10 protein-coding genes are annotated in these 12,652 nt (G+C 70.8%); 7 read left to right on the top strand and 3 right to left on the bottom strand.

From position 1 onward, the window contains the following. Positions 1–95 precede the first annotated feature (95 nt). Together ABD264_RS08895 and ABD264_RS08890 are read left to right on the top strand one after the other, a co-directional pair. Entirely contained in the window at positions 96–1,454 is a 1,359-nt protein-coding gene (locus ABD264_RS08895; protein WP_303106359.1) for an MFS transporter, read from the top strand. 119 nt (positions 1,455–1,573) lie between these two features. Further along, a complete protein-coding gene (locus ABD264_RS08890; protein WP_344205565.1) occupies positions 1,574–3,235 on the top strand; it encodes an amidohydrolase in 1,662 nt (553 codons plus the stop codon). A gap of 12 nt (positions 3,236–3,247) precedes the next feature. Here ABD264_RS08890 and ABD264_RS08885 read toward each other — a convergent pair whose 3' ends face one another. Beyond that, on the bottom strand, positions 3,248–3,688 hold the full coding sequence (locus ABD264_RS08885) for a PaaI family thioesterase (protein WP_144943011.1): 441 nt from the start codon (positions 3,686–3,688) through the stop codon (positions 3,248–3,250). Between the two features lie 246 nt (positions 3,689–3,934). On the opposite strand from ABD264_RS08885, the gene ABD264_RS08880 reads away from it, so the two are divergent. After that, complete coding sequence (locus ABD264_RS08880; protein WP_425554313.1) at positions 3,935–4,843, top strand: AraC-like ligand-binding domain-containing protein; 909 nt, start codon at positions 3,935–3,937, stop codon at positions 4,841–4,843. A gap of 71 nt (positions 4,844–4,914) precedes the next feature. On the opposite strand, the gene ABD264_RS08875 is transcribed toward ABD264_RS08880, so the two are convergent. Then, positions 4,915–5,148 (bottom strand): hypothetical protein, encoded by a 234-nt coding sequence (locus ABD264_RS08875; protein WP_295109346.1) that lies wholly within the window; start codon positions 5,146–5,148, stop codon positions 4,915–4,917. A gap of 244 nt (positions 5,149–5,392) precedes the next feature. Here ABD264_RS08875 and ABD264_RS08870 point away from each other — a divergent pair, with 244 nt between their 5' ends. The 3 genes from ABD264_RS08870 to ABD264_RS08860 all read left to right on the top strand — a co-directional run bounded on the left by ABD264_RS08870 (position 5,393) and on the right by ABD264_RS08860 (position 9,114). Beyond that, positions 5,393–6,799: an aldehyde dehydrogenase family protein gene (locus ABD264_RS08870; RefSeq protein ID WP_344205561.1), complete on the top strand. Its 1,407-nt coding sequence runs from the start codon at positions 5,393–5,395 to the stop codon at positions 6,797–6,799. A 41-nt stretch (positions 6,800–6,840) separates the two neighbouring features. Further along, positions 6,841–7,692 (top strand): transporter substrate-binding domain-containing protein, encoded by an 852-nt coding sequence (locus ABD264_RS08865; RefSeq protein WP_145011361.1) that lies wholly within the window; start codon positions 6,841–6,843, stop codon positions 7,690–7,692. Between the two features lie 333 nt (positions 7,693–8,025). Continuing rightward, entirely contained in the window at positions 8,026–9,114 is a 1,089-nt protein-coding gene (locus ABD264_RS08860) for an oxidoreductase (protein ID WP_068469683.1), read from the top strand. Between the two features lie 304 nt (positions 9,115–9,418). On the opposite strand, the gene ABD264_RS08855 is transcribed toward ABD264_RS08860, so the two are convergent. After that, positions 9,419–11,023: a GMC family oxidoreductase gene (locus ABD264_RS08855; RefSeq protein WP_344205556.1), complete on the bottom strand. Its 1,605-nt coding sequence runs from the start codon at positions 11,021–11,023 to the stop codon at positions 9,419–9,421. Between the two features lie 168 nt (positions 11,024–11,191). On the opposite strand from ABD264_RS08855, the gene ABD264_RS08850 reads away from it, so the two are divergent. Continuing rightward, positions 11,192–12,478, top strand: a complete 1,287-nt coding sequence (locus ABD264_RS08850; RefSeq protein ID WP_144943005.1) for an MFS transporter — start codon at positions 11,192–11,194, stop codon at positions 12,476–12,478. The last annotated feature ends 174 nt before the right edge of the window (positions 12,479–12,652 follow it).

Genomic DNA, 12,652 nt, shown 5'->3' with positions numbered 1-12,652 from the left:
GGAGCAGGTCACATAGTGACATGACCAGGGCCGCGACCTCGCGAATGATCGTGAGCACGCGGGCCCGCCCAGCCGTCCCCGACCCAGAGGTCCACATGTCCCCCACGCCCGAGACCGCCCCGGTCCGCGAGCACAACCCCCGCAAGGCCCGCCGCGCCCTGATCGGCGCCTACGTGGGGACGTCCCTGGAGTGGTACGACTTCTTCCTGTTCGGCACCACCGCCTCGATCGTCTTCGCGCCGCTGTTCTTCGGCGGGGAGGACCCGGCGCTGAAGGTCATCCAGTCCTTCCTGCTGTTCGGCATCGGGTTCCTCGCCCGCCCCGTGGGTGCGCTGCTCGCCGGGCACTTCGGGGACCGGCTCGGGCGGCGCACCATCCTCATGGTCACCATCGTGGTGATGGGCCTGGCCTCCGCCCTGATCGGCGTGCTGCCCACCTACGAGACGGCGGGCATCGTGGCACCGGTCCTGCTGGCCGCGCTGCGGTTCGTGCAGGGCATGGCCGCTGGCGGCGAGTGGGGCGGGGCCACCCTGATGGCCGTGGAGAACGCACCGGAGGACAAGCGCGGGTTCTACGGAGCCGTCGTGCAGCTGGGCTCTCCCACCGGCACCATCCTCTCCTCCATGATCGTGGCCGCCGTGGTGGGACTGTCCGGGGAGAAGTTCCTGGAGGGCGCCTGGCGCATCCCGTACCTGATCTCCATCCTGCTGGTCGTGGTGGGCGTGTGGATCCGGCTGCGCGTGGACGAGACCGACGACTACAAGGACGCCCAGGCCGCCCGCGCCGCCGCGCCCGAGGTCAAGGAGGGCCTGCCCGCCGTCGAGATCGTGCGCACCGTGCCCGGCCGGCTGCTGCTGGGCATCGGCACGTACCTCTTCGGCAACGCCGGGTTCTTCGTGCTCACCACCTTCATGATCAGCTACGCCACCGGCCAGCTGGGCGTGCCCTCCACGGTGATCCTCACGGCCATCACGTGGGGCGCGGTCGCGGAGATCATCACCATGACCATCGCGGGCAAGATCGCGGACCGGACCTCGCCCTCCATCGTGGTGGTCGTGGGCTACGCCATCGCGGCGGTCCTGGCGTTCCCCATCTTCTGGCTCGTGGACACGCGCAGCACGGTGCTGATCACCGCCGCCATGGTCCTGGGCATCGGCTTCGCCTCCATCCCGTACGCCCCGGTCGGCACCGTGCTGACCCAGCTGTTCCCGGTGAAGGTGCGGTACTCGGCCATCGCCCTGTGCGCCAACATTGCGGGCGTGGTCGCCGGGTTCATGCCCGCCCTGGCCGCGTGGATCCTGGGGGCGACCGGCGGCACCTCGCTCGGGCCCACCCTGCTGCTACTGGTGCTCGCGCTGATCTCCCTGGTCTCCTCGATTTTCGCGCGGCGCCTGATCCGCCGGGACGAGGAGCAGAACGTGGACCAGATCACCGGCGACCTGCTGCAGCGCTGACGACGACGTGCGGCCAGCGCGCCGTCGGGCCGCGCCGCAGCTCCGGAGCACAGGGCCCGAGTTGGCGGACCGGGCCGGCGCACCGAGGCCCGCATTCCACTAACCACCAGGAGACCCCCATGGAGCAGCCGACCACCCGCAGCGTCACCGTGCTGGACGCCGTCGTGCACCGCCCCGGAGGGGCGTTCGAGCGCGAGCCGAAGGGGGTCGTGGTCGAGGACGGCGTGATCACGTTCGTGGGGGAGCCGCAGGAGGCACGACGCCGCGCGGCCCCCTCCGCACCGGTCGTGGACGCGGGCGGGCGGTACCTCGTGCCGGGGTTCATCGAGACCCACGGCCATCCGGGCCTCTACGCCCGACTGGCGCTGAACGCGGACTGCCGCCCGGCCACGACACCGCGCGCGGGCGATGTCGTGGCCGCCATCCGCGAGGCCGCGACCGCCGCGGAGCCGGGCGAGTGGGTGGTCGGCTGGGGCTACGACGAGCACCGCATGGAGGGCCCCGGGCCCACCCGCGAGGACCTGGACGAGGCGGCCCCGGAGCACCCGGTGTACCTCAAGCGCACCTGCGCCCACATGGCCCTGGTGAACACCGCGGCACTGGAGCGGATGGGGATCACGGCGGACACCCCGGACCCCTCCGGCGGTCGGATCGTGCGGGACGGCTCCGGCGAGCCCGCGGGCCTGCTGCAGGAGACGGCGATGTCCCTGGCGGACCTGCCCGAGAGTGGGCCGCGCGAGCTGCTGGACGGGATGCGCGTGGCGCAGCAGGACTTCGCGGCGTGGGGCCTCACCACGGTCCACGACATGAGCACCGGGCCCCTGGAGATGGGCACGTACCTGCACCTGCAGGAGACCGGGGAGCTGAGCACCAGGTTCCGCCCGTGGTACTTCGCGCTGGAGCTGGGGGACTTCCACGGCAGCTACGACGAGGTGATCGGCACCGGCATCCGCAGCGGGCTCGGGGACGACATGGTGCGGATCCAGGGCATGAAGTTCATCCTGGACGGTTCCGTGGGCGGGCAGACCGCGGCGGTCGCGGAACCGTTTGAGGGCGGCGACTCGTGCGGCATCCTCTACTACGACACCCCGGACATCGCCCCCATGGCCGCCCAGGCACTGCGCAACGGGCTGCGGCTGGCCATCCACGGCATCGGCGAGCGGGCCGTGGAGCAGGCCCTGGACCTCATCGAGGGCGCGGGCCGGGAGGTCGCGGCGGAGGACGACGACGCCGAGGCTGCCTACCGCGCGCTCGTCACCACCCGGCGGCACAGGGTGGAGCACTGCGCGCTGCCCACCGAGGAGGACCTGCGGCGGCTGGTGGAGAACCGGATCGTGGCGGCGTCCTCCACGGCGTTCATCCACGAGCTGGGGGACTCCTACTGCCGGAACCTCGGCCCGCAGCGGATGGCCCGCACGTACCCCATGCGCACGTTCCTGGACCGCGGGATCCTTGCGCCCAGCAACTCGGACTTTCCCGTGACCACCGCGAACCCGTGGCTCGGGATCTCCGCGTGCGTCACCCGCACCACCGTCTCCGGGCAGGTCGCGGACACCGTCCAGAACGTCACTGTGGCCGAGGCCCTGGACGCCTACACCGTGGAGGCTGCCAAGGCGTCCTTCGACGAGGACCGGCTGGGCCGCATCGAGGAGGGGTTCCTGGGGGACCTCGTCCTCCTGGACCGCAACCCGTTCGACGCGGACCCCTCCGAGCTCAAGGACGTCACGGCGGAGCTCACGGTGTGCGACGGGCGGATCGTCCACCGCACGGACGCCGTGTGAGTGGAGCTCCCCCTAGGCCTGTACCTGGGTCTTCGGGGCTGGCGGGGTGGTGCCCTGGCCGGTGAAGTAGGCGACCACGGCGCCGTCGGCCTCGAGCACGACGTCGCAGATCTGGTTCCTGCCGAAGCTCACCCGGCGCGTGGCCGTGGCGGTGACCGTCTGGCCCTTCTGGGCGGGGGCCGTGAACGTGATCTCGGCGTTGCGGGTCACGATGGGCGCACCGGCGGTCGCACAGCAGTACGCGAGGGTCGTGTCCGCGAGGGTGAAGAGGTAGCCGCCGTGGCAGATGCCGTGGCCGTTGGCCATGAAGTCCTCGATGCTCAGTGTCATGCTCACCCGGCCCTGCTCGATCTCGCCCAGCTCGATGCCCAGGTGCAGGGGAGTGGGGTCGTTGCGCAGGATCTCGTGAAGGAACTCGCGGATGGCGTTCATGTCGTTCGGATCGGCGTACATGGGCGTCCTTCGGTGTGGGCCCGGAGGCCGTGGAGATCCGTCACCGTGCGGGTGGCGGCCTGACATGTGAACACTGTAGAGCCATGCCCGTCCGGATTCCGCTCCGCGTACGATGCGGTGCAGGCACAGCACGTGGCAGCGCGGAGAGGAGCGGTCATGCCGGAGGCACGGGAGCGGGTTGGTGCCGGGGGGCGCCCGCCGGGGGAGCGTCCCTCCAGCACGTCGGGGCGGTTCGAGGACCTCACCATGGCGCAGTGGCGGGAGATCATCAGCGACTCCTTCGCAGCCCTGGACATCACCGCCCCGGTGGAGCCCGCGTTCCGCGCGCACCTCACCACGGTGGAGCTGGACGACGTCCACCTCTTCGACATGGTCACCACCGCCCACCGGGTGGTCCGCAGCCCGGACCTCGTGGCGCAGGACGCCGGGGAGTACCTGAAGCTGAGCCTGCAGCTGGAGGGCGAGGCCCGGTTGAGCCAGGACGGTCGGGACTGCGTGCTCGCACCCGGCAGCCTGGGTCTGTACGTGGCCTACCGCCCGTACGAGCTGGTCTTCGACGGCCCCCAGCACAGCATGGTCATGACGTTCCCCCGCTCCGTGGTGCACCTGCTTCCCGCCCCGCTGGACACCGTCACTGCCCACCGGGTGAGCCAGGACGAGGGTCTCGGGCGGGTGGCCGTTCCCATGTTCCGCAACCTGGCCGAGAACATGGACCTGCTGCACGGCCCGCACGCCATCAAGCTCGTGCGCTCCGCCCTGGACATGCTCGTGAGCGTGCTCTCCGCTGAGGTTGTGGAGCCCGCCCCGGGGCAGGCGGGGGACCTGCTCGTGCAGCAGGCCACGGCCTACATCGACGACCACCTGGCGGACCCGGAGCTCTCACCGGGCTCCGTGGCCCGCGCCCTGTACGTCTCCGTGCGCCAGCTGCACAGCCGCTTTGCCGCGCAGGAACTCACGGTGGCCGCGCACATCCGGGCGCAGCGCCTGGCCGGGATCCGCACCGCCCTCGCGGATCCCGCCCAGTGCCACGACACGGTGCACACCATCAGCGCCCGCCACGGCCTGGTGGACCCCGCCCACGTGAGCAAGGTCTTCAAGGCCGAGTACGGGGAGACGCCCTCCGCCTACCGCCGCCGCGTGCGCGCGGCCTCGTAGCAGCGCAGGAGCACGACGACGCCCCAGCGCCGGTCCCAGGGAGCTGGCGCGGCGGCGTCGTCGTCGAGAATTCAGGCGCGTTCGGGGACCACCGGGATCTCCTGGGACCCGGGGATCTGGTCCACGTGGGACATGGCGTCGTAGACGTCCGGGCGGGTGTGGCGCAGGATCTCGCCCCAGATCAGGTCCACAACGCCGGAGCCGATGATGATCCCCGGCAGCACGAGCACCAGCGGGGACGGTGCCTCCACACCGATCAGCAGATCGAAGTTGGCGAGCACGAGGAGCGCGACCGCCGCGATCACGGGCGCCACCACGCGCGGCCAGATGCCGCGGCCGTGGTGGTCCCGGGCACGGGGGCTCCGAGGTCAGGTGGATTGGTCCACTGGTTGTGGGATGGCTCACGCGGCTGGCTGTTGTCGCTCAGCGCGCCGCGCTTGTTCCTGACTGCCGAGCGTCCGTCTGCCCGGGCACCCGGGCGTGATCCACGGCACAATGAGGGCAGCTGCCCGCGCTCGCCGGCGCCACCACGAGTCTGAAGGAGTCACTGTGTTCACCTACCAAGACCTGCTCTCCGCCATCACGGATCCCTCCGGCCGCGAGGTCCTGGACCCCGCCACCGGTGAGGTGGTCGGTTCCGTCCACGAGTCCACCACCGCCGAGCTCGACGACGCCGTGGCCGCCGCCCGCGCCGCCCAGCCCGAGTGGGCGCGGCTGGGCCACGAGAAGCGCTCCGAGTACCTGCACAAGGCCGCGGACGCCGTCGAGGCGAACGCGGAGGCGCTCGCCGAGCTGCTGTCCCGCGAGCAGGGCAAGCCCGTGAAGAACGGGCCGAACGCGGCGTTCGAGGTGGGCGGCTGCGTGGGGTGGCTGCGTGCCAGCGCGGACTTCCCGCTGGAGCCCGAGGTGCTCGTGGACGACGAGTCCGGGTACGCGGAGATGCAGTACGTGCCGCTCGGCGTCGTGGGGGCCATCGGGCCGTGGAACTGGCCCATGATGATCACCGTGTGGCAGGTCGCGGCATCGCTGCGCATGGGCAACACCGTGGTGGTCAAGCCCTCCGAGTACACGCCGCTGTCCGTGGTGGGCCTGGTGCACGTGCTCAACCAGGCGCTGCCCGCGGACGTCCTGCGCGTGGTCCCCGGCGGCGGCGAGGTGGGCAAGGCGCTGTCCACCCACGAGGGTGTCGACAAGATCATGTTCACCGGCTCCACGAAGACCGGTCAGGCCATCATGCGCGCCGCGGCGGACGGCCTCGCCCGCCTGACCCTGGAGCTGGGAGGCAACGACGCCGGCGTCGTGCTCCCGGACGTGGACGCCCGGGCGGTGGCCGGGGACCTCTTCTGGGGCGCGTTCATCAACACCGGCCAGACGTGCGCGGCGCTCAAGCGGCTGTACGTCCACGTGGACGTCTACGAGGAGGTGTGCGAGGCCCTCGTGGAGGTCGCCCGGCAGATGCCCATGGGCAACGGCCGCGAGGAGCAGAACGTGCTGGGCCCGCTGCAGAACAAGCAGCAGTACGACATCGTGGCCGGGCTCGTGGAGGACGCCAAGAAGGGTGGCGGCCGCGTGCTCATGGGCGGAGACCCGGTGGCCGAGCAGCCCGGCTACTTCTACCCCACCACGATCATCGCGGACCTGCCCAACGACAACCCCCTGGTGACCCAGGAGCAGTTCGGCCCAGCACTGCCCGTCATCCGATACTCGGACGTGGACGAGGCCGTGGCCATGGCCAACGGCCTGGACGTGGGGCTCGGTGCCTCCGTGTGGGGCTCCAGCACGGACAACGCCATGGCCGTGGCGCAGCGCCTCGAGGCCGGCACGGTGTGGATCAACAAGCACGGCGCCGTGGACCCGCGCATCCCCTTCGGCGGCATCAAGAAGTCCGGCTTCGGCCTGGAGTTCGGCGTGGAGGGCCTCAAGTCGGTCGCGGCCAGCAGGGTCATCTCCCGTTGAGGTCTGCCGCCCGGCACCCCGTGAGGCACGGGAGGAAGCGCATGATCACACGGTCACGCCCGGCAGGGATCACGGCCGCTGCGGTGGCCGTGGGGATCGCCGCCGTGCTCACGGGGTGCGGGTCGCAGGGGCAGGAGGGCACGACATCGTCGTCGTTCGCGAGTGCCGGTGTGGCACCCACGGCCCAGCACTCGCACCTCGGTGAGGTGCAGCGGGAGGGGAGGATTCAGGTGTGCACCACCGGCGACTACCGGCCGTACACCTACAAGGACCCGAAGAGCGGTGAGTGGTCCGGGATCGACGTGGACATGGCCCGCAGCCTGGGGAAGTCCCTGGGCGCGGAGGTGGAGTTCGTGCAGACCTCCTGGGCGAACGTGGTCACGGACATGGACGCGAGCTGCGACATCGCGGTGGGCGGCATCTCCTACACGACCGACCGCGCCCAGAAGGCGGCCTTCTCGGACACGACCTCCCCGGACGGCAAGACGCCCGTGGTGCGCTGCGGCGAGGAGGAGAAGTACGACACCGTGGCGGAGATCAACAAGCCCTCGGTGAAGGTCGTCACCCCGCTGGGCGGGACCAACGAGAAGTTCGCCGACAAGAACTTCCCGGACGCCCAGGTCACCAAGTACAAGGACAACAACACGATCTTCGACCAGATCGTGGACGGCACGGCGGACGTGATGGTCACGGACGCCTCCGAGACGCGCTGGGTGGCGCACACCCACCCGGAGCTGTGCTCGGTGCATCCCGACAAGCCCTTCGACCACTTCGACAAGGGCTACCTGCTGCCGCAGGGGGACACCGTGTGGGAGGAGTACGTGGACAACTGGCTGGACATCGCCAGCCAGGACGGCACCAAGGCCGCCGCGGAGGAGAAGTGGTACGGCTGAGCAGGAGCCTGCCTGCAGGAACAGGGGAATGACCGGTTCCTTCGACGGGCCCCACGGGGAGACGGGCCCGCGACCACTCGACAGGGTGGGGCGGGCCGGGTTCGGCGTGACTGCGGGCAGGTTTTCTCTCGCCGACCCCCTCCTGGATGCCCACCAGGCACGACGGTGCGGGCGGCCCAGGTCTCGGGTCGTCCGCACCGTCGTGGGTGCCGGAGGCCACGAGCTTCCCGCGGGAACTTTCCGGGGGAACTGTGGGCGGGGGAATAGTGATGCGGGGAAGCGTGTTGGCCCTGATGACCAGTCAGTAGACCTCGTCCCGACGGAGGAAAACCCGTGCCCAGTCTTTTCGACCCCATGACCGTGGGTGCCGTGCACGTGAAGAACCGCGTGGCCATGGCGCCGCTCACCCGTATGCGCTCCGACGAGGACGGCGTGCCCAAGGATATGAACGTCGAGTACTACGCGCAGCGTGCCTCCGCGGGGCTCGTGGTCACCGAGGGGACGTTCCCCGCTGTGACGGGCCGCGGCTTCTGGGGCCAGGCAGGGATCGAGACGGCCGAGCAGGCCCTCGGGTGGTCCCGCGTGGCGGAGGCCGTCCACGACAAGGGCGGGGTGATGTTCTTGCAGGTCATGAACGCCGGGCGCGTCTCCCACCCGGAGCTCACGGGTGGTCCGCTGCCCGAGGCGCCGAGCGCCGTCGGCATCGACCAGTCCATCCACGTGCCTAGCGGCAAGCAGGCAGTGCCCACTCCTCGCGCGCTGGAGACGGACGAGCTGCCCCGGATCCGTGAGGAGTTCGTCGCCGCCGCCCGCCGCGCGGTGGACGCCGGGATCGACGGCGTGGAGGTCCACGGCGCCAACGGCTACATCCTCCACGAGTTCCTCGCGCCGTCCGCCAACCACCGCACCGACTCCTATGGCGGCTCGCCGGAGAACCGTGCGCGCTTCGTGGTCGAGGTGGTGCGCGCCGTCGCCGAGGAGATCGGCGCGGACCGGGTGGGCCTGCGGATCTCGCCGGAGCACAACGTCCAGGGCGCTCTGGAGGACGACCATGAGGACGTCCGCGCCACCTACGCCGCGCTGCTCGCCGGCCTGCGCGGGTTGGGTCTTGCGTACCTCTCCGTACTGCACCGGGACATCGACGGCCCCTTCGTCCGCGAGCTGCGCGAGCAGTTCGACGGCGTCTTCTACCTCAACAGCGGGTTTTCCGAGTACACCGAGCTGGCCGAGGCGGAGCACATCATGGCCGCGGACCTGGCAGACGGCGTGATGGTGGGCCGCGAGCTCCTCGCCAACCCGGACCTCGTGGAGCGCTGGCGCGACGGGCTGGCTCTGAACACCCCGGACCCCGAGACCTTCTACCTGGGGGGTCCCAAGGGGTACGTGGACTACCCGTTCGCGGACTCGCGCGTCCGGGTGTGACACGGCAACCGTGGGAAAACGCTGAATACCCGCAAAGGTAAGCTCGCGCCGCTGAGCGGAGGCACGCGGGCGATCATCGTCACGGGCATCCTGCTGACGTCCAAGGGAACCTTCATGCTTGCCACGGTCTGCGTGGGCAGGCGTACCAGGCGCTGACGGCGAAGTTCAGGGGCCGAAAGCGCCCCGTGGGCTCAACGGCGGTGCAGTAGAGCGCCGCGCCTACCGCTGCAAAAAACTGAGCAGATGCAGATTTCAGCCCCGAAATCAGCATCTGCTCAGTTTTTGCACGGGATGAGCTGCGGTGTCACTCGCCCAGGAGCATCCGCGCGCCCTTCTCGCCGATCAGCGCGGACGGGGCGTTCGTGTTGCCGGTGGGAATGGACGGCATGATCGAGGCGTCCACCACCCGAACGCCCGCCACACCGTGAACCTCCAGGGTGGCGGGATCCACCACGGCCAGCTCGTCCGGTCCCATGCGGCACGTGCCCACCTGGTGGTGGTACGTCGTCACGGCGCGGTCCATGTACGCGTCCTCGGACGCCTCGTCCGTGACCTCCGGCCCGGGGTAGATCTCCCGCGCACCCCACTCGTCCGCGAGGGGCGGCGTCGCGAGCATCGCGCGTGCCTGGCGGAAGGACGCCCGCAGGGCCTCGCGGTCCCGAGGGTCGGCGAAGATGTTCGGGTCGTACCGGGCGGGGTCCGTGCTGCTGGGCCCGGTCAGGGTGATCCGCCCGCGCGAGTACGGGCGCACCAGGCCGGAGTGCAGGGTGAAGGCGTTGCCCGGGCCCTCCATCCAGTCGTCGTACATGGGCACGCAGAAGTGGATGGGCTGGGTGTCCGGGCGGTCCTGGTCCTTCGTGGAGCGCCAGAACAGGTGGGTCTGGGTCACCGCGATCTCGTCCTCGGCGTGCTCGATGGTCCTCGCGGTGGCCTCAGCGATCACCGGCACCAGCAGGTGGTCGTGCAGGTTCTCCCCTACGCCGGGCAGGTCCACGACCGGCTCGATCCCCACCTCCCGCAGGTGCTCGGCCGGGCCGATCCCGGAGCGCATGAGGATCTTGGGGCTGTCCAGGGCCCCAGCGCACAGGACCACCTCGTCCACCTCGATCACCTCGCCGTCCGAGGACTCACCAGCCGTGGGCGGCTCGCCGGAAATGCCCTCCACCTCGGAGGTCGTCCCCGCGTGAAGCTGGACGCCGACCACGCGCCCGTCCCGGATGACCAGCCGCTCCACGACCGCGCCGGTGTGGACCTCGATCGCCCCCTTGTCCACCCACGGCTTCGCGTACGCCATGTACGTGGTCACGCGCTTGCCGTCCCGGACGGTGAGCTGCTCCTGGGACACACCGTCCTGGGTGGCCCCGTTGTAGTCCTCGTTGAAGGGCACGCCCACCGCCTCGGACGCGGCGATGATCGCGTCGAAGACGGGGCTGAGCTCGTACGTGCCCACCACGGGAACGGGACCGTCGGTGCCGCGGGGCGCCGCGGCGGCGTCGTCCGTGGTGGGGCCGTCGTAGGCCTCCAGCGCCTCGAAGACGGGGGCGACGTCGCTCCAGGCCCAGCCATTGCAGCCCGCAGCGGCCCAGTCGTCGTAGTCCAGCGGGTTGCCGCGCACCCAGATGGCTGCGTTCAGGGCGTGAGAGCCGCCGAGGACCCGTCCGCGCGGCCAGTGGATGACGCGGCCAGACGCGTGCTCCTGCGGGACCGTGAAGTAGTCCCAGTCCTCCGGGCCGTGCCACAGCTCTCCCAGGCGGGCGAGCCGTGTGATGACGGGGTTGGTGTCCTGGCTGCCGGCCTCGAGCAGCGTCACCCGGTGGCCCGCGGCGGCGGCGCGCCCCGCGACGATGGATCCGGCGGTTCCCGCGCCCACGACGACGATGTGGCGGGCGGGGTTTGTCTGTTCAGTCATGGGGCCATCCTGCCCTTCGATGTGATGTGAGTCTCGTTTCTGGACGTGCGGTGGTTGTCTTTGCGTGCGGACTTGTGCGGGCCTCCCGGTAGCATCGTGGTGTTGCCAGGGGATTCTCCGCGCGTGTGGTCGGGTGTGCGGGCGTTCGCCCTACCCTGGAGCACTCTGATGACTTCCTCCCCCTCGCCCGGCACGGCGCCCGACGCCGCTGCCGCCCCCGTGACGTCGTCCCACCCCTCTGAGGCGGGCGGGTCCCTGTCCCTCCCGGCTGTGGGCGGCTGGGCGTTCCTCGTCACCGCGCTGATCGGGCGCCTGCCCGCCGCGACCGTGCAGCTCGGGCTGCTGCTCTACGTGAGCGGGGCCGGGCTGGGTCTCGGGCTCGCCGGGCTCACCGTGGCCGCGGCCGGTCTCGGCTCCGCGATCGGTGCACCGCTGGTGGGGCGGCTGGTGGACCGGTTCGGGCCGCTGCCCGTGGTCGTCGCCGCCACAGTGGTGCAGCTTCTCGGCATGGGGTCGCTGCTGCTCGTGGTCCTCCATGACGGGCCCTCCGCCCTCGTGCTCGTTTTCGCCGCACTGATCGGTTCCGCGAACCCGCAGGTGGGTGCGATCGCGCGGGCGCGCTGGTCGGCGATCGCGCGGCGACGTCGGCTACCGGGACTTGTGAGCAGGGCGCTCGGCTACGAGACCGCGTGCGACGAGGTGGGGTTCATCCTGGGCCCCGTGATCGCGGGTGTGCTGGTGGGCCTGCTCGGACCGAACCCAGCGCTGGGGGTGCTGATGGCCTGGGTGGTGCTGGGGCAGGGGTGCTTCATCGTGTACCTGCTCAGCCGCCGCGGACTCGCCGTGGACACCCACACGCTGGACGTCGCCGACGGCACCGCACCCCGGATCCGCTGGGCCGCTGTGCTGCCGCCCATGCTCGTGTGCCTGTGCGTGGGGACCGTGTTCGGCTCCACGCAGACAGTGCTGACCGCCATCAACGACGCCCGCGGTACGGCCGGGTACACGGGTCTCATCTACGGCTGCATGGGCGTGGGCAGTGCGCTGGCGAGCATGCTGGTCTCCCGCCTGCCCCGGCGGCTGCCGCTGTCTGTCCGCGTGGCGGGCGGGGCGATGCTCGTCTCGCTCGTGGCGCTCGTGCTCCTGAGCATTCCCGGGCCCGCGGTGCTGGGGCTGCTGTTCATGGTGACCGGCCTGGGCGTCGGGACGATGCTCGTGAGCGCCTACACGCGCGGCGAGCACGTGGCGCCGTCCCACCGGATCGCGAGCGTGATGACCATGCTGACCACCTGCCTGGTGCTGGGAGTCGCCTTCGGCTCCGCCCTGGGCGGTGTGCTCTCCGCGGTGCCCCGGCACGGTTTCCTGCTCACCCTCGCCGCAGGGCTCGTGGGAATGGTGGCCGCCGTGGCGCTGCACGTCACCCGCTCGGAGCCCGGGCGCACGGTCGTGGAGTAGGCGGCAGAGGAAGGGGGACGACGACGCCGCGGCACCCCGGGTGTCCTGCCGGTCGTTGGCTGCGGCTTGCGCTGACGTCCGAACAACGGCGTTGCCTCTCAGCCACTCCATGTCACAGCGCACAGCAGAGGTTGTCGTGGATCACATGTACGTGGCATGCTGTGGACACGATGT

It is taken from the genome of Kocuria salsicia (assembly GCF_039532055.1).
Lineage (GTDB): Bacteria > Actinomycetota > Actinomycetes > Actinomycetales > Micrococcaceae > Kocuria > Kocuria salsicia.
This window is presented reverse-complemented; position numbering and strand designations above follow the sequence as displayed.

Coding starts and splice junctions, on each gene's coding strand:
- ABD264_RS08895 (WP_303106359.1), top strand. CDS start 96: ATGTCCCCCACGCCCGAGACCGCCCCGGTCCGCGAGCACAACCCCCGC.
- ABD264_RS08890 (WP_344205565.1), top strand. CDS start 1,574: ATGGAGCAGCCGACCACCCGCAGCGTCACCGTGCTGGACGCCGTCGTG.
- ABD264_RS08885 (WP_144943011.1), bottom strand. CDS start 3,688: ATGTACGCCGATCCGAACGACATGAACGCCATCCGCGAGTTCCTTCAC.
- ABD264_RS08880 (WP_425554313.1), top strand. CDS start 3,935: ATGGCGCAGTGGCGGGAGATCATCAGCGACTCCTTCGCAGCCCTGGAC.
- ABD264_RS08865 (WP_145011361.1), top strand. CDS start 6,841: ATGATCACACGGTCACGCCCGGCAGGGATCACGGCCGCTGCGGTGGCC.
- ABD264_RS08855 (WP_344205556.1), bottom strand. CDS start 11,023: ATGACTGAACAGACAAACCCCGCCCGCCACATCGTCGTCGTGGGCGCG.
- ABD264_RS08850 (WP_144943005.1), top strand. CDS start 11,192: ATGACTTCCTCCCCCTCGCCCGGCACGGCGCCCGACGCCGCTGCCGCC.